This is a genomic window from Bartonella ancashensis (genome assembly GCF_001281405.1).
Classification (GTDB): domain Bacteria; phylum Pseudomonadota; class Alphaproteobacteria; order Rhizobiales; family Rhizobiaceae; genus Bartonella; species Bartonella ancashensis.
In genome coordinates this window covers 871,779-889,944 of the sequence record NZ_CP010401.1, presented here as the reverse complement: position 1 = coordinate 889,944, position 18,166 = coordinate 871,779, and the positions used below count along the sequence as shown (strand labels likewise).

Here is an 18,166-nt window from a genome sequence, read left to right as displayed (position 1 = left end):
TGCGGGTGATTAGCTCAGTCGGTAGAGCAGCTGACTCTTAATCAGCGGGTCGTGGGTTCGATCCCCTCATCACCCACCAATGAAGTCAATCAGCTAAAACAAAATTTGCGTAAGATTCACAAAGTGTAATTATCTGAATTACCTGTAAAATAGCTTTCTGTATCAAATGGATCCTATGCGCTGAAAAACTAGATTCAAAAGTAAAAAATATTCAAAAAAAATCAATATATTGATCAAGAATCTATTTTTTAGACTATTCAAAAAATCACGCTTGGGACTTTCTTTATAGGACATTACTCCTCTCTAAAGAGAGCAACATGGAACTGCGATATTCACAAGATTTAAACTGATGTAAAACAAGCAGCAATCAATTAAAAAATACAACCAGCCTTACAGAAAATATCAAACCTCTACCTTCTGTGTTACCTTCATAGTTTCAACAAAAAAACCTTAAAAAAAGTGATAGAAGCTTCAATTGTATGCAATCATGAAGTAGTATATCAAGAACTTTTTGTAGAATTTCTACTTTATAATTTTAATAAAATACTAGCCTAATACCGAAGCGTTTTTGCTACTTCTTTAAAGGAAAGTACAAACATCAAAACGTTTTTATCCTTTACGACTCATCTTTATCATGCTTTTATATAGAATTGTGCTCCTGTTAGTGTATTTAAATTTTAAGTAGTAAAGGGATCCCCTTCAATGGATCATAAACAGAATCTCAATGACGAACGTAAAAGAGAATTGCAACGCGGTCTAGATAATCGTCATGTACAGCTTATAGCTATTAGTGGTGCTATTGGGACAGGCCTTTTTATGGGTTCAGGAAAAACGATCAGCGTAGCTGGACCTTCAATTATACTCATTTATGCTATCATTGGTTGTGCTGTATATTTTGTGATGCGTGCCATGGGAGAATTGCTTCTTTCTAATACACAACATCGCTCTTTTATTGATTTTTCAGCTGATCTTTTAGGACCATGTGTTGGTTTCTTCATTGGCTGGACTTACTGGCTGTGCTGGATCGTGACTGGAGCTGCAGATATTATTGCTATCGTCAATTACACACACTTCTGGTGGCCTGCGCTGAATCCATGGGCTCCAGTTTTTATTTGTGTCGCTTTTTTCTTATTATTTAATCTTGTGGCCGTTAAGCTCTTTGGAGAACTTGAATTTTGGTTTGGTCTTATAAAAATCTTAGCAATTTTGGTATTAATTTTTGCTGGATTTTATATGATTTCTGTTGGTTTCCTCTCCCCTAACGGCACGGTTTCTTCCCTCAGTCATGTGTGGAACGAAGGAAATATATTTCCCCGGGGTCTTGTAGGTTTTCTTGCCGGTTTTCAAATTGCAATTTTTTCATTTGTTGGAATCGAGCTTGCTGGGACAACTGCAGCCGAAGTTAAAGAACCTGAAAAAGTTTTGCCAAAAGCAATTAACTCAATACCCATAAGAATTGTATTTTTTTACATACTGTCTTTAATTGTAATAATGTCTATCATGCCTTGGGATCAAATTATCCCAGACAGAAGCCCGTTTGTGGAAATGTTTTTGCTGATCGGAATTCCTATGTCCGCTGGATTAGTTAACTTCGTTGTCTTAACATCTGCAGCGTCCTCAGCAAATAGTGGTATTTTCTCTACCAGCCGCATGCTGTATGGACTTTCCACTAAGCGTGGAGCTCCTAAATTTTTAGGAAAACTTTCTAGTAATCATGTCCCTGCAAATGCACTATTCTTCTCTTGTTCATGCATTTTACTAGGATATGCAATTGCATCACTTTCTCCGACAATAATAGAAGCTTTCACCGTCGTCACCACGATCGCAGCGATTTTATTTATGTTTGTATGGTCTATAATTTTGATCAGTTATATTGTTTATCGCCGCAATTACCCCGAACAACATACTGCCTCCATTTATAAAATGCCAGGAGGAAGAATTATGTGTTGGATTAACCTAGCCTTTTTTTCTTTCATCATCTTCATATTAGCCCTAGAACATGACACCTTCATAGCTTTAAAATATACTCCGTTATGGTTTATTTTCTTGGGAATTCTCTACTTTATATTTGGAAAGAAAAACTCTGACATGCAAAGAAAATAAAAAGGTACACATCAGGGACGTATAGTTTGTTGTTCTAGTGTTTAGACTTAGATACTGTTCTTATTATCTTCTGAGGGTGTCATGGCGCGAATTTTTTCTCCTGTACGCTCGATCGGGTGATTTTTATTCAATTGCTGTACAGCCTTAAAGCGTGTTGCACCATTTTTGTATTCTTGTATCCAGTCAAATGTAAATTTTCCTGTCTGGATATCTTTTAAAATATGCCTCATTTGCTTTCTCGTCTCAGAAGTAATTATCCGAGAACCGGATACATATTCTCCCCATTCTGCCGTATTAGAAATCAAAGAATTCATATTTGCAATTCCCTTTTCATAAATAAGGTCGGCAATTAACTTAACCTCTTGTACACACTCAAAATAAGCAATTTCTGGCGCATAACCTGCTTCTGTTAAGGTTTCAAAACCTGCACGAATAAGCTCTACAAGCCCTCCACAAAGGACCGCTTGTTCTCCAAAAAGATCAGCTTCACACTCTTCTTTAAAGCTTGTTTCAATTATACCAACACGCCCACCACCAATGCCACAAGCATAAGATAAAGCGACATCACGTGCATTACCTGAGATATTCTGTGCAACCGCAAATAAACAAGGAATACCTTTACCTTTTTTATATTCGTTACGGACGGCATAACCAGGCCCTTTAGGAGCAACCATCACCACATCAACTGTCTCTTTTGCTTTAATTAAGCCAAAATGGATACTCAAACCATGAATAAAAGAAAGCGTTGCTCCATCACGTAAATAATCATGAATATGTTCATGATAAATATCAGCTTGCAATTCATCAGGTGCTGCCACCACAATAAAATCTGCCCACCGCACTGCTTCAATAACACTGGTCACTTCAAAACCATCAGCTTCAGCTTTTTGAATTGCTTTAGAACCTGAATGTAAAGCAACACACATAGCTTTAACACCAAAATCTCTCAAATTCAGTGCATGCGCACACCCCTGCGAACCATAACCAATAATAGCTACTTTTTTTCTTTTGATTAAGTTAGCATCAGCATCATAATCATAATAAACACGCATAAGAACACCCCATTATACCCAAATCTTAAAACTCTTTTACTGAATAACAAAAAAAGAAGCTCTACTACTTACTACACCAACTGTTAAACCATGTAAGTAAGAAATGAGCCTATATAAATATCTCTTACATCAAAATGAAATGTAACATCATATTTAACTATAGTATTTCTTATAAATTAAAAAAAATGATACAAAAAAACAATTCCGATATCTTATTAAGACAGTTCAATTAAACCAAAAACGTTTAAAATATCCGCCACAAAAACCATATAAACCAGCTTATATGGTAGCGATAAAAGATATTCAACATATATTAGGAATCATGACAATATTCGTATGAAACGCCGAACCGTCTCTTGCATACCATATTCTAGCGCATCCGCAGTAAGCCCGTGACCAATAGAAACCTCATCAAGGCAAGATATCTTATCAACAAAAGCAGGAAGGTTAGCAATTGTCAAATCATGTCCTGCATTAACACCTAGTTGCAACTCCTTAGCTTTTTTTGCTGCCAAGAAAAGCTTATTTAACTCATAATCTTGCATTTTCTTATCTTCAAATGCGCCACCATAATACCCAGTATAAAATTCTACGCGATCTGCACCGATGGCTTTGGCTATATCGAGTCCATCTAAAACTGGATCAGAGAATAACGAAACACGAATTTTCTTCTCTTGTAAACGCTGAACAATAGGAGCCAAAAATTCTGCATGCTTCACAAAATCCCAACCATGATCAGAAGTTGCCTGGTCTGGATCATCCGGTACGAGGGTAATCTGATCAGCATATTTTTCTGAAAAATCTAAAAATGCATTACTGGGATAACCTTCAATATTAAACTCAGCTGTAGGAAAATGTGTATTAATTAAAAGACGTATCTCTGATAAATCAGAAAAGCGAATGTGTCTTTCATCTGGCCGCGGATGAACTGTTAAGCCGTTTGCACCCGCAGAAAGCGCTATATATCCAATATTTATAATACTAGGCCATGGAAGATTCCGCCGATTACGTAAAACAGCAACAGCATTGAGATTCACAGAAAGTTTTACTGCCATTTTTATATCCAACTTCGTGATACATATTAAAAAAGGACGAAACCACTACAACATACTAAATAATCCGCATTATCGAACAACCGTTAAATATTCTGCTGAGCGAGTAATTCCTGTATAAAGCCAACGTGCACACATATCACGGAATGCAAAACTCTCATCAAATAAAACAACATTATCCCACTGTGACCCCTGAGCTTTATGAACAGTCAACGCGTAGCCATAGTCGAAATCATCATATCGCTTTTTTAATTGCCACGAAATTCTACTATCAGGGCCCTGAAAAACTTCTTTTAAAAGCTTAATTTTTACCATCCCACTCTCACTTTCTTCTGGTTTAACGACAAGATTGATACTTGGTTTTACCGTTTCTTTTTGCGAAGTTAAAACTTTCCATAAAGAACCATTCAACAAACCTTTACCAGGATCATTGCGTAAGCACACGAGTTTATCTCCAGCTTGCGGATAATCACTCGTAAATTCTTTTAATTTGCGTAAACGTTTATTATAAAGATAACGTGTTCTGTTAATACCTACCAAAATTTGATCGGCATCCAGAACTAACTGTTGATTAACTTCTTTGCGTGCAATAACGCGCGCAGTTCCATAGTCACCATAAGCAATATCACGTCCTTCGCGAACATCCATAGCCAAACGAATAATTGGATTGTCGCATGCCTGTCGATGTATTTCCGACAAAAGAAAATCTGGTTTACCTTCAGAAAAAAAACCCCCTCCAGAAATAGGAGGTAATTGGCCTGGATCACCGAGAACAAGAAGAGGAACTCCAAAACTCATTAAATCACGAGCTAACCGTTCATCCACCATTGAACATTCATCAACAATAACCAATTTAGCCTGCACAATCGGACTTTGTCGATTTAGAGCAAATGTTGGTGCAATAGATGTTCTCCCTGTTGTTTCATCAGAAACTTCTTCTTCTCCGCGAGGACAATAAATCAATGAATGAATTGTGCGAGCATTACTTGCTCCTTTAGAACGTAAAACCTGCGCTGCCTTACCTGTAAACGCAGCGAACTGCACAAACCCATCCACTGTTTCTGCAAAATGGCGAGCAAGTGTTGTTTTTCCTGTTCCTGCATAACCAAAAAGACGAAAAACTGCAGAATTCCTGCCCTTTAGCCACGCAGAAACAGCCCTCAAGGCATTATCTTGTTCTAATGAAAACTGCATAATTCCTCAAAATAAAGTTCAATATAAAAAGAGTTCATACCCTATAAGTAATGACAATCATCAAAAAAGGATTAGCTTCAAAAAATTTCCTAAACCGTAATTGCCATATCCCCTTATTTACCATCCAACATACTAATTTTTTTTGGGTACACATTAGATCTCTATCTAAAACTTTTGAATATTTCCTTTAATAAAAATATCATTAAAAATTAAAAAAACGCACCAGAATACATGACTAACAACAATAAAATACTACGAAATTATTTAAAATGCTCTCATATCTTTCAAACTTTTTTAAAATCTTCTAAAAATTTTTTACTTTATTAAAAAACAGCTTGCCACTTTCCATCAAATTGGTGACGAAACCATGTCATTTGTCTTTTTGCATATCTTCTAGTTTGAGTTTTAGCCATTTCTAAAGATTCTTCAAAGCTACTTTTTCCATCTAAATAAGAAATAAATTCGGGAACACCAATAGCTTTCATCGCTGGTAATGAAGGAGAAAGCTTCAGATTCTTCATTGCAATAACCTCCTCTAAAGCACCTTTCTCAATCATTTTATCAAATCGCTTATCAATGCGTTCATATAACAATTGACGCGGCGGAATAAGCAGAATTTTTTCTACACAATCTTGTAAAATTAATGGTTTTCTCTTTTTTTGTTGCCACCAACTAAGCCTTTTACCCGTTGCTTCATAAACTTCTAAAGCACGCACGATACGCTGACTATCTCGTGAAGAAACACGCTCAGAGACAACAGTGTCAACTCGTAATAATTCACGATAAAGAGTCTCTACCCCTTCTTCACAAAGGCGTATTCGCCATTTTTGGCGTATACTATCTGGAACATCAGGAATTTCTGAAATTTCTCCCAAAAGTGCTCGAAAATACAACCCTGTACCGCCAACAAAAATAAGAGATTTTAACGTAAAAAACTCTTTCAAAATCTTCTCTATATCACGTAACCACTTCCCTACAGAATAACTTAGAGAAGGACTTACATGACCATAAAGATGATGAGGAATACCCATCATTTCGTCCTGTGTTGGCCTTGCCGTCAAAATATTTAGCACATCGTACACTTGCATTGAATCTGAATTAATAATGATAGCATCTTTTTCTCGAGCCATTCTGAGTGCAAGCTCTGATTTTCCACTTGCAGTTGGGCCAGCTATTAATGTAACCGTCTTATGGATCACGAATAAACCTTCCCTACACTCGTAAATAAACGACTTATGAAGCGTTTATGAATGCCATTTATCGAGTACATAGCTGCAATATCATCGGTAAAATTCTTGAAAAAATACACAAAAAATTCATATGCTAACATGAGTGCTCTTCTGTAGTATACTTCACTCATTTAAAATGAACAGTGGAATATGATAATAACACTCTCTTTTCGAATAGAACATGAAAAGCGTAGTAAGTTTTATTTAACAAAACACTAATCCACCTGTACGGCGACAAATCTCAATTTTCCATCCGGACGAGCAACAATAAACAAGGCATTTTTGCGTCCAGATTTATGTAATTTATAAAAGCGTTTCTGCAGTTCGCTAATTGTAACAACCGCCTCCTGATCAACTTCAGTAATGATCTCTCCAACCTGAAAATGTTTTTTATCAGCCACACTGTTTTTTTCAACAAAAGTTATAATTAATCCATTCAACTTATGAGAAATAGAATGATGTCGACGCAAATCATCCGTAAGTTCTGACAAAGTCATTCCCATAAATTGCACTGTCGCATTTTTTGATGTACCCTGATTAGACTTTGTTACTGAATCATTACCAAACGGTATTTCAACTAAACGACCAAGCTTAACCCTTATTTCTTTCTCTTTTCCATCACGTAAAACAGTGACATTTATACTTTTTCCAACGGGACTTTCCGCAACTAAGCGTGACAAACTGCGTGCATTTTCAATTTTTTCTTTCCCAAAATAAAGAATAACATCGCCAACATCCAACTGACTATTATCAACTTCTGGATGTTCTATTTTACCTGCAACTAGTGCCCCAACAGCTTCGCTTAATCTCATATTTTCCGCAATATCCTTCGTCACAGATTGAATATGAATAGCCAGCCAACCGCGCTTTACTGCTTTAGAATCACGCAACTGATTAATAACAGGAATTGCTGTGCTAGATGGTATAGCAAAACCAATACCATTCGATCCACCGGAAGGAGAAAAAAGTGCTGTATTAATCCCTATTACTTCACCGTTTCTATTAAAAAGTGGACCACCAGAATTACCTTGATTAATTGCCGCGTCTGTTTGAATGAAATTATCATAAGGGCCAGCATGAAAATTACGATTACGCGTAGAAATAATACCAACCGTTACAGTTCCACTAAAACCATACGGACTTCCTATGGCCATAACGAAATCGCCAACGCGCATCTTTTCTGAATCACCAAAACGCACTGCTGTTAATTTTTTACTTCCCGGATTTACTTGAAGCAAAGCCAAATCCGTCTTACGGTCCATACCTACCAACTTTGCTTTCAACTTTGTACCATCAGTAAAGTTAGCCTCAATATCATCAGCTTCCGCAACAACATGGTAATTAGTGACGATGAACCCCTCCTGCGCATCAATCACAAAACCTGATCCTGAAGAATGCACTTTTTGAAAAATTTCACCGTTTTTTTCATCTTTAAAATAATCTCGTAACGGTGAACTTTCTGGCATAATAGGAACCAAAGCTTCTCCGCCCTGTTTAGCATCATAAGCCGTTCGTATTATAGAAATATTTACAGTCGTATTTAAAAGCTTTTCTGCTAAATCAGAAATTGATAGATAAGCACCCTCTTGTGAAACAACGTTGGACCAACTTATTAACGTAAATGAAAACAAAATAAGATAAGTCGCAATCATTGTAAAGAAGCGTTTTAAAAACATAAAAACACCTACAACCACATTTAACCGAAACACCTTCCCTCAAATAGAAACTACCCGACTAACCGAACCATACTACAACAAAATCACTTCTTTACAACTTAAAGGCTAGCCTCAAACAACAAGCAAGCCTCCACAGCTTATTCCCAATTAACCAACACAATTATTATTTATTATTGCATAGGTGTTGCTACCGGCTTAAATTCCTTACCAACCTGCTGTAAATGGTGGAAATAGGAAAAAAAGTCCCCTTGCGGCGAAATCACCATCGGCGTATTTTTTAAACTATCATAGTGCTCCATTGCCAACCAGAAATCATAAAATGATGGATCCATCTTTCTTGCATTAAGCAAGATACGAATGCTCTCAGCCTGACCTTTACCACGCGTAATCTCGGCATCACGTTTTGCAGCAGCAACAATCTCCTCATATTCACGATTAGCCTCCGCAACGATACGATCTCTCTCTTGCTGCCCACGAGCACGAATATATTCTGCAGCAGCTTCACGTTCAGCAGCCATTTGTCGGTACACATCTTCTAAAACAGCATCGGTTAAATCAGTTTTGCGAATACGCACATCAACTATAGAAATCCCCAACGATCCCGCATCTACGGAAAATTGTCGCTGCACCTCAGCCATCATTGCTCCACGCTCATCAGACAAAGCCGCCTTGAATTCCCGCCTACCATAAACAGCACGCAAGGCATCAATAAAACGTGGTGCAAGATTTTCACGTGCAGCAACTTGAGGCCGCCCAGACGCGATACGCTGCAAAAATAACTGAGGATCTGCAATACGGTAAATGAAAAAAGCATCTACTTCATAATAAGCACCACCACGAACTTGTACAGATTGTGTAGGAACATCATAACGCAACAGTCGATTATCAATAATAATTGTTTGATCAATAAAAGGAAACTTGAAATAAATACCTGGATTAGGCTCTACTTGAACAATCTTACCAAAGCGTTTAACTGCAACTTGTTGACGTGGATAAACGATAAAAATAGACGCCCATAAAGTAAGTATAGCACACGCGACGGCACCAAAAATAAAAAAGAAATGAGACTGTTTCATAATCAATGCCCCTTAGAAATCTTAGAACCTGACAGCGATGCAGGACGCTCAGATGGTGCCATTCCAATTCCTGGTGGACTGCGTAACAACTCGTTCAGTGGAAGATAGGGTACCGCTGAAGAACCTGGCTGGTCTAAAACCAACTTATTGGATGAAGCAAGAATGTTCCCCATCGTTCTCATATAAATGCTATAACGAGCAGCATCCGGTGCAATCGCCGCCTCACGTACAATAGCTTGAAAACGCTCAGCACGACCTGTTGCATCTTCGATCATTTGGGTTTTTTGACCAATTGCAACTTCTCGCGTGCGAGACGATTCACCATTCGCTAAACCAATTTTTGTAAAACGTACACGATTACCCTCTTCAATCATCCGCCCACGCTCTTGTTCTGCTTGCTGGACAAAATTAAATGCAGCAGCAACTTTTGTAGGAGGTGCTGCTTCGCTAATCGATACACGGTTGATATCAACACCAAGCTGGTATTTATTAACCGTTAATTGAATAATCTTTTGGACATCACTTGCAACCTCTTCTTTTCGATCACGTAAAACATCATCGACAGGCCGCGAACCTATAACCTCACGCATTGCGCTTTCTGCAACTTGGCGGACTGTTCCTTCTTGATCATTAACATTGAACAAAAAATGACCTGGATTCGAAATCCTATAGTACACAGAAAAACTAACGTTTACAATATTCTGGTCACTTGAAAGCATCAAACCTTCACTTTGTTGTACCTGACCAGATGCACTGCCAACTGAAATCGTTCTTTCTGTTAAAGGAACCTTCATGTAGGTTTCAATAGGCCAAAAATGGAAATGCAAACCATCGCCTATAATCCCTTGTTTAGGTACACCAAAGCGCAACTCTACTGCTTGCTCATTTTGCTGGACAACATAAACAGATTGAAAAATCCAAAATACAACTGCACATAAAAACAGCAAAGGAAAAATGCTACCACCCCCAAATTGTTTAATCTGATGCTGCCCTTTACGCAAAATATCGTCAATATCAGGACCTTTACCACCACCATTAGAACCAAAAGAACCCCTTGGTGGTACATTTTTATCACCACCGAGCTTGTTCTTACCACCGCTCCACGGACCACTGCCATTTTGATTTGTCCAAGGCATTACCACCTCTTTAAGTTAGTACCTTCATCTCAAAGACCAACTTTACAACTTCTATTGCTGATCCTTATCTTAAAGTATTTACCATTTTCTCTAAATACAACCAATCAAACCCACACTAACTCTAAACGATCACCGCCGCTCATAAGTTACAAAGCGTATTGGATGGCTATCTTGATCGCTTTTCGGAATACACCGTGTTTCAATAATAGTCCAGTTTTCTTTATCAAAAAGGGAAAAACTATCACCCTCAATAAATGATAAAATTTCTGTTAGAAATATTTTTTGTGCAATAGCTAGCCCTTCTCGGAAAATCTCACTGCCACCAATGACAAAAACTGAATCTGCACCGGATTGATATGCCATCTCTTGAGCAAAATTATGAGCCTGAAGAAAAGAATGTGCAATCATTGCACCTTCGGCCGTAAATGAGTGATTGCGGGTAATAACGATGTTAGCTCGTCCTGGCAAAGGACGTCCTAAAGAATCCCAAGTTTTGCGCCCCATAATGATAGGCCTTCCCAAAGTCAAATCCCTGAAACGCTTCAAATCTGTTGGCAAATGCCAAGGCATTCCACCTTCACGACCAATCACACTATTTTGCGAAACAGCTGCGACCAAATAAACTGGAAAACTCATACCGCTACCGGAGCCTTAATATGCGGCTGCGCCTCGTAATTAAGTAATTTAAAATCCTCAAATTTAAAAGAAAAAAGATCCATTACTGATGGATTTATGGAAATTGACGGCAAAGATCCAGGCGTACGCAACAACTGCTGTCTTGCTTGTTCAAAATGATTGGAGTAGAGGTGAGCATCCCCAAGAGTATGAACAAAATCTCCTACTTCTAAACCGCTGACTTGAGCAACCATCATCGTTAATAAGGCGTAAGAAGCGATGTTGAAAGGAAGACCTAAAAAAATATCTGCCGAACGCTGGTAAAGCTGACAAGATAATTTACCATCGGAAATAAAAAACTGGAAAAGACAATGGCAAGGTGGCAAAGCCATTTTTTCTAGCAACGCGGGATTCCACGCCGTTACAATCAAACGACGCGAATTTGGATTCTCATTGATCATGGACAAAAGAGTGCTAATTTGATCAATACAATGATGCCCATCAACCGCAGGCCAGGAACGCCACTGATAACCATAGATGGGACCAAGATCCCCATTCTCATCAGCCCACTCATCCCAGATGGACACACCATTTTCCTTTAACCACCCAATATTTGTATCCCCTTTAAGGAACCACAAAAGCTCATAAATAATCGATCGTAAATGTAATTTTTTTGTCGTTAAAAGAGGAAATCCATTTCGTAAATTAAACCGCATTTGATAGCCAAAGACAGACCTCACACCGACACCCGTTCGATCTGGACGATCAACGCCGTTATTAAACACATGAGATAACAGATCAAGATAAACCTTCATGCGAAAAATTATGCCTGATTCCACTTATTATAAAAAATAAAATCTTTAAAATAGGTAAAAATGCTGTTTATAAAGGACCAATGAAAACATTTTTCACAAAAAATTACCGCTCTTATGTTTAAATATCTTAACTCTTATGTTTGAATATCTTAAATTTTGATGGCGTAAACAAAACAAAGTTGTAAAAATCGCTAAGTGTAGTTAAGAAGATGAAAAATAATATAACAAGGATGACTTCATGGAGAATACAGAAACTTTAGTACCACATGATGTAAAAAAGCGTGTCTTTGCTATTATGGCGAGCGCATCGGGTAATCTTGTAGAATGGTATGACTTTTATGTCTATTCCTTCGCATCAATTTACTTTGCCTCGCAATTTTTTCCCTCAGATGGGGATGTAGTTACTCAACTCTTAAAGGCTGCTGGTGTCTTTTTTGTCGGTTTTCTCATGCGTCCACTTGGGGGATGGATGTTCGGCTATATTGCCGATCGCTATGGTCGTAAGCGCTCAATGCTTATTTCCGTCTTTATGATGTGTGGCGGTTCGTTTTTAATTGCTATACTTCCAACTTACGAAACCATTGGTGTAACAGCTGCTTTTCTTCTCCTTTTACTTCGAATGATTCAGGGGCTATCTGTTGGTGGTGAATATGGCACAACAGCAACTTATATGAGTGAGGTTGCTCTTAAAAATCATCGTGGATTTTTTGGCTCTTTCCAATACACAACATTAATTGGAGGACAACTTCTTGCCAGTCTCGTCATATTTATTTTGGCGGTTTACCTTACGGAAGATCAATTGAAAGCGTGGGGTTGGCGTATCCCATTTGCTATTGGTGGCCTAGCAGCAATTGTCGCAATTTATCTGCGACGCTCACTTCATGAAACTGCAACAAAAGAAAGCCGCTCTAAAGCGCAGGCAGGAAGTCTTCGAGGGCTTTTTCGTGACCATCGAAAATCTTTCTTTTTGGTCGTTGGGTTTACAATTGGAGGATCCTTATCATTTTATACCTATACAACCTATATGCAAAAATATCTCATTACCACTACTGGTTTTGATAAGCATACAGCAACAACCTTGATGACTATTGCGCTCTTCTTTTTCATGCTGGTTCAGCCTGCATTTGGCGCCTTAGCTGACAAAATTGGAACCAAAACTTCTCTGCTTATTTGGAGTGTTTTGTCCATTATATTGACGATTCCTAGCCTCAAAATCATTGGAAATACCGACAGTACATGGGTTGCTTTGTTAGCCATCATTGGAATGCTGTGTGTCATGAGCTTTTACACATCCATTGCTGGAATCGTAAAGGCAGAAATGTTTCCTTCTTCTGTACGAGCAATAGGTGTTGGATTTTCCTATGCCGTTGCGAATGCAATTTTTGGTGGTTCTGCTGAGTCTGTAGCCCTTGGATTAAAAAATATGGGATATGAATCTATCTTCTTTCTCTATGTTATTGCTGTTATGATCGTTGCATTTACTGCGATTGCCTTGATGCCTGATGCTCGAAAAGAAGGATATCTTCAAGGAGATGATATTCACTAATCAACGGCGTAAAATAAAAAGCCCAAGGAATTTGGGCTTTTTTATCGTTCTCTGATGAAAAGAAAAAGTTTAAACTTTTCCTAAAGCGTTCAATTCTTTTGCTACCATATAGTAAAATGTCACGCGGTTTTTTCTGTTGCTTCCAGACATCATTTCAGAAACTTTTGAAACGGCTTCTTTCGCATTTTCTTCACTCACATCCAATGTGTTTTGAGTCCATTTTTCAACACGTCTCAACTCTTTTTGATCTGATACAGAAACCAATGATGCATCACGATCTCTCATAGCTAAAGCTAGACGACGTTCAAGACGCTTTATCGCGTCTTCATCCGGCTTAGGATCATATGATTTTATATCTTCTAGACTATCCATTATTTTAAAACCCTCCAATTATTGCAATAGCTGCATCATGCCAGCGTTTTGCATAGTTTGTAGATATTTAGGTAGTTAAAAATATTAACAACCCCCTTTCCCAAAAATTATTATTCATTTATACTCCAATAGCTGTCTTCTCAGCTATGGTAATAAACAGACAATGAAATAAGCTCATTGGACCCGGGGGCGGTACCCGGCGCCTCCACCAAAATATAATTCAAGAAGATTATATTTTGGTGGGGGCGAAATAGGATCGACAAGAGTGTAAAGATTGCTCTTTTACTCGGCATTGTACCACCGTTATCGGACTAAATGAGTAGTTGCAAATGACAACTATGCGGAGGCACGTCTCGCCGCTTAAAGGTGCGAATGCTTCAAGTCTGAGTCTTAACCTGTCGCAAGGTTAAGCGGGGCCCGGAGGCGCCTGGCAACAGAAGCCTTCACTTCTTCATGGGTGCTCACCTCAACACGTTAACATTATTTGGCATAAAACTCATCTTCCTCTTGATTAATATGATGCATAGTGAAAAAAGGTTCTGGCTTAAGTAGATATTTCATGTGTTATATGCACTTAGTCACTACGTACGTTAGAAGGGATTAAATTTTCAATGGTTCAAGATCAAATCCGCTACGATGTTCTCGTCCAGGACGCTCTTCGTGAAGTTATACGCAAAGTTTTGCTAGAAACTTCTAAAGCTGGTCCTCCAGGTGATCACCACTTTTTCATCACCTTTTTAACGAATGCGCCAGAAGTACAAATCTCTACGCGACTTAAAGAACGTTATCCTGATCAAATGACAATTGTATTGCAACATCAGTTCAAAGATCTAAGCGTATCGGAAACTTCTTTTGAGGTAACGCTGTTTTTTGGAGAAATTTCCGAAAGGCTGATTATTCCATTCTCCTCTATTCAAGTTTTTTATGACCCTGTAGCTGCATTTGAGGCCGCATTCGACTTGCCATCTCCTTCTGTTCTTGAAGAAAATGTAACCATATCTCATACACCCACTACACTTTCCAGTGAACAAACACAAGACAAGCTGTCTGCTAAAGAAAAAAATCATACAGAGAAAAATTCTTCAAATAGTACTACTAAACAAAGTGCTGATATTGTCTCTTTGGATTCTTTTCGAAAAAAATAATAGGCTATGCTCATGACTAAATTGATTAACTTGCGCCAATTTCGTAAGCAAAAAACACGTACTGAGAAGGCTATTCACGCAGAAGAAAATCGCTTTCGTTATGGACAAACTAAAGTTCAGAAACTTTTCAATAAAAAAGAATCTTTAAAAGCCCAGAGATTTCTTGAACAAAATTGCCTGGTAAAAATGGATGAGAATGAAAATGACTCTCGATAGTCCTATAGATTGGTCAAACATAGTCCCTAAAAAAGTATCTGTTCGAGTTAATGGACATTTTACTAGCGTATCTCTGGAACAACCATTCTTAGATATTCTTAAAGCAGTTGCCCAAAAAAAAGGACAATCTCTAGCTCTGATGATCACGGACATCGACAACAAAAAACCACAAACTATCTCCCTCTCAGCTTCTTTGCGTCTTTATGCACTTCATAGCATTCTTACACAGCAATTTTAGCATATATCGCATATATCTTTGCCGTTCCTATTTTTGAGCGAATTTTGTGTCTTTGTTTTTTACACATCACCCTCAAATAATTGAAAATTTTTAAGCCTAGCGTTTAAGTTAAAAAAATAATACACAAGAATGTAATGAGTGACGTTTCTGATCATATACCATTTTTTGAAGATGAAGCACCGCTTCATAAACTTGAAAGTTGTTCAAAATTGATAACTTGTATCTCAACAAAAGAAGATAAAATTCGCCCCGAACCCGACTATTTGAAAATACTTAACACAGAACAGCGACAAGCTGTCATGAATACAGAGGGACCTATTTTAGTCCTCGCGGGCGCAGGTACTGGAAAGACACGTGTTCTCACAACTCGTATTGCTTATATCTTGCATTTAGGATTGGCCCATCCCAGACAAATATTAGCCGTTACTTTTACCAACAAAGCCGCACGTGAGATAAAAATCCGTATTGGTGAACTTGTTGGGGAAACTGTCGAAGGTATGCCTTGGCTTGGAACATTCCATTCTACTTGCGCAAAAATTTTGCGCCGTCATGCAGAACTCGTCAACTTAAAAAGTAATTTTACAATTCTTGATAATGATGACACCATCCGTCTTTTAAAGCAAATCATTCAAGCTGGAGGGTTAGACGATAAACGTTGGCCAGCGCGTAGTTTAGCGGCAATGATCGATTCTTGGAAAAACCAAGGGCTTTCACCAGAACATATTTCAGAAAGCGATTCTCATTCCTTTGGAAGTGGTATGGGACGAAAATTATATTACGATTATCAAAATAGGCTAAAAAGTCTCAATGCTTGTGATTTTGGTGACCTTCTACTACACTCTATTCATATTCTTCAACACAATAAAGATATTCTTCACCAATATCATAATACATTTCGTTACATTCTTGTTGATGAATATCAAGACACTAATACTGCACAATATCTCTGGCTTCGTCTTTTAGCTCAACATACTCAAAAACCAATTAATCTTTGTTGTGTTGGTGATGATGACCAGTCTATTTATGGATGGCGCGGCGCTAAAATTGATAATATACTCCGCTTCGAAAAAGATTTCCCTCCTGCAAAACTTATTCGTTTAGAACGCAATTATCGTTCTACGTCACATATTTTAAAAACCGCTTCTCACCTCATTTCTCACAATCAAGAGCGATTAGGAAAAACGCTCTTTGCTGATGAAGTTAAAAGTGAAGAAACGAAAGTAAAAATTCATACTGCGTGGGATTCAGAAGAGGAAGCTCGTGCTATTGGAGGAAAAATTGAACATGCTCAAAAAATAGGACATTCATTAAATCAGATAGCCATATTAGTACGAGCATCGTTTCAGATGCGTGAATTTGAAGATCGTTTTGTCACACTAGGTCTTAATTATCGTGTCATTGGTGGACCACGTTTCTACGAACGAATGGAAATACGTGATGCTATGGCTTATCTGCGTGTTATTGTTCAACCAGCTGATGATCTAGCCTTTGAGCGCATTCTTAACACACCAAAACGCGGCTTAGGAGATGCTACACTACGTCACCTTTACGACAGTGCACTCACATGCTCCATTCCTCTTTTTTCAGCTGCTGTTGAAGTAATTAAAACAGATAAAATAAAACCCAAAGCACGTGATGCTTTACAAAAGCTTATTGAAAATTTTAGCCGCTGGAAAGACATGCTACAACGCGTGCCACATACAGAACTTGTTGAAACTATTCTTGATGAATCCGGATATATTGCAATGTTGCAAAAAGATCGCTCTCCGGAAACACCAGCACGATTGGAAAACTTAAAAGAAATGGTTCGTTCTATGGAACGATTTGAAAGTCTTCAAAATTTTCTAGAACATGTTTCGTTGGTTATGGAAACAGATAATAACGAAAACGTAGATGCTATTAATATTATGACTCTCCATTCAGCAAAAGGGCTTGAATTCGATACAGTCTTTCTTCCTGGTTGGGAGGAAGGACTCTTCCCTCATCAGCGTTCATTAGATGAAGGAGGACGTTTAGGATTAGAAGAAGAACGGCGTCTTGCTTATGTGGGTATTACAAGAGCAAAAAAACATTTATATATATGGTTTGTGTCAAATAGACGCGTTCACGGACTTTGGCAATCCACACTCCCCTCCCGTTTTATTAATGAACTTCCTGAAGAGCATGTAGAGGTAGAAAAAGCAGAAACATTTTATGGTGGTTATAGCCAACTAAGCTCTAAACACCAAGATCCTTTCTACAATAATTATTCAACGCCAGGATGGCAACGTGCACAAAAAAACCAAACAGAAGCAACGCGCAATAACTGGGGTAAAAGGTCAGCTATTCATGCAAAACAAATTGATTACGATGATAGTCCTTCAAGGCTCAATTTTCCTTTTCCTCATAAAGAAAAAAATAGCCAAATAAAAACAAACTCTCGATCAACATCTGATCCAAAATCTATTTTTTCAATTGGTGATCGAATTTTCCATATAAAATTCGGTTATGGGCATATTTTAACGATAGACGAAAATAAATTAACCATCCTCTTCGATAAAGCCGGAGAAAAGCGCGTCCTCGAAAATTTTGTAACTAAGGCTTAGTGTAGCAAGCAGTACCCACCTTTTTCAAAAAGGCACCGTCTTTAAAAAACATAAGAATTTTATTGAAAAGTCATGAACATAAAAACGTTTGGCGTTTATAAGCAGGCTTACTCTTG

Annotated in this window: 16 protein-coding genes, 1 tRNA gene and 1 other RNA gene; 8 read left to right on the top strand and 10 right to left on the bottom strand. The window is 38.0% G+C overall.

Features of this window, described 5'->3' with window-relative positions:
- Positions 1–3: 3 nt before the first annotated feature.
- Both PU02_RS03940 and PU02_RS03935 read left to right on the top strand, forming a co-directional pair.
- A tRNA-Lys gene (locus tag PU02_RS03940) sits at positions 4–79 on the top strand.
- Between the two features lie 623 nt (positions 80–702).
- Positions 703–2,103, top strand: a complete 1,401-nt coding sequence (locus PU02_RS03935; RefSeq protein WP_053944165.1) for an amino acid permease — start codon at positions 703–705, stop codon at positions 2,101–2,103.
- A 47-nt stretch (positions 2,104–2,150) separates the two neighbouring features.
- On the opposite strand, the gene ilvC is transcribed toward PU02_RS03935, so the two are convergent.
- The 9 genes from ilvC to PU02_RS03890 form a co-directional block, all read right to left on the bottom strand.
- Entirely contained in the window at positions 2,151–3,155 is a 1,005-nt protein-coding gene (ilvC, locus tag PU02_RS03930) for a ketol-acid reductoisomerase (protein ID WP_053944164.1), read from the bottom strand.
- 320 nt (positions 3,156–3,475) lie between these two features.
- Positions 3,476–4,210: a pyridoxine 5'-phosphate synthase gene (locus tag PU02_RS03925; RefSeq protein ID WP_053944163.1), complete on the bottom strand. Its 735-nt coding sequence runs from the start codon at positions 4,208–4,210 to the stop codon at positions 3,476–3,478.
- Positions 4,211–4,279: 69 nt separating this feature from the next.
- Entirely contained in the window at positions 4,280–5,401 is a 1,122-nt protein-coding gene (locus PU02_RS03920; protein WP_053944162.1) for an ATP-dependent DNA helicase, read from the bottom strand.
- Between the two features lie 323 nt (positions 5,402–5,724).
- Entirely contained in the window at positions 5,725–6,600 is an 876-nt protein-coding gene (gene miaA, locus PU02_RS03915; RefSeq protein ID WP_053944161.1) for a tRNA (adenosine(37)-N6)-dimethylallyltransferase MiaA, read from the bottom strand.
- A 245-nt stretch (positions 6,601–6,845) separates the two neighbouring features.
- Positions 6,846–8,306 (bottom strand): Do family serine endopeptidase, encoded by a 1,461-nt coding sequence (locus PU02_RS03910; RefSeq protein WP_053944660.1) that lies wholly within the window; start codon positions 8,304–8,306, stop codon positions 6,846–6,848.
- Positions 8,307–8,476: 170 nt separating this feature from the next.
- The gene (hflC, locus tag PU02_RS03905) at positions 8,477–9,382 is read right to left on the bottom strand and encodes a protease modulator HflC (protein WP_053944160.1); all 906 of its coding nucleotides are present in this window, start codon (positions 9,380–9,382) and stop codon (positions 8,477–8,479) included.
- Between the two features lie 2 nt (positions 9,383–9,384).
- Positions 9,385–10,518 (bottom strand): FtsH protease activity modulator HflK, encoded by a 1,134-nt coding sequence (gene hflK / locus PU02_RS03900; protein ID WP_053944159.1) that lies wholly within the window; start codon positions 10,516–10,518, stop codon positions 9,385–9,387.
- 129 nt (positions 10,519–10,647) lie between these two features.
- Complete coding sequence (locus PU02_RS03895; RefSeq protein WP_053944158.1) at positions 10,648–11,154, bottom strand: dihydrofolate reductase; 507 nt, start codon at positions 11,152–11,154, stop codon at positions 10,648–10,650.
- Entirely contained in the window at positions 11,151–11,948 is a 798-nt protein-coding gene (locus PU02_RS03890) for a thymidylate synthase (RefSeq protein ID WP_053944157.1), read from the bottom strand. Before PU02_RS03890 ends, PU02_RS03895 begins: the two co-directional genes overlap by 4 nt.
- A gap of 238 nt (positions 11,949–12,186) precedes the next feature.
- On the opposite strand from PU02_RS03890, the gene PU02_RS03885 reads away from it, so the two are divergent.
- Positions 12,187–13,494, top strand: coding sequence for an MFS family transporter (locus PU02_RS03885; protein WP_053944156.1), 1,308 nt, complete (start codon positions 12,187–12,189; stop codon positions 13,492–13,494).
- Positions 13,495–13,563: 69 nt separating this feature from the next.
- Here PU02_RS03885 and PU02_RS03880 read toward each other — a convergent pair whose 3' ends face one another.
- Positions 13,564–13,866, bottom strand: a complete 303-nt coding sequence (locus PU02_RS03880) for a DUF2853 family protein (protein ID WP_414947433.1) — start codon at positions 13,864–13,866, stop codon at positions 13,564–13,566.
- Positions 13,867–13,958: 92 nt separating this feature from the next.
- Here PU02_RS03880 and ssrA point away from each other — a divergent pair.
- The 5 genes from ssrA (at position 13,959) to PU02_RS03860 (ending at position 18,050) form a co-directional block, all read left to right on the top strand.
- Positions 13,959–14,314: a transfer-messenger RNA gene (gene ssrA, locus PU02_RS06595) on the top strand.
- A 163-nt stretch (positions 14,315–14,477) separates the two neighbouring features.
- Complete coding sequence (locus PU02_RS03875; protein ID WP_053944155.1) at positions 14,478–15,011, top strand: SspB family protein; 534 nt, start codon at positions 14,478–14,480, stop codon at positions 15,009–15,011.
- 12 nt (positions 15,012–15,023) lie between these two features.
- A complete protein-coding gene (locus PU02_RS03870; RefSeq protein ID WP_053944658.1) occupies positions 15,024–15,227 on the top strand; it encodes a DUF4169 family protein in 204 nt (67 codons plus the stop codon).
- The gene (locus tag PU02_RS03865) at positions 15,214–15,465 is read left to right on the top strand and encodes a ribbon-helix-helix domain-containing protein (RefSeq protein WP_053944154.1); all 252 of its coding nucleotides are present in this window, start codon (positions 15,214–15,216) and stop codon (positions 15,463–15,465) included. Before PU02_RS03870 ends, PU02_RS03865 begins: the two co-directional genes overlap by 14 nt.
- 134 nt (positions 15,466–15,599) lie before the next feature.
- Positions 15,600–18,050 (top strand): ATP-dependent helicase, encoded by a 2,451-nt coding sequence (locus tag PU02_RS03860; protein WP_053944153.1) that lies wholly within the window; start codon positions 15,600–15,602, stop codon positions 18,048–18,050.
- Positions 18,051–18,166: the final 116 nt, after the last annotated feature.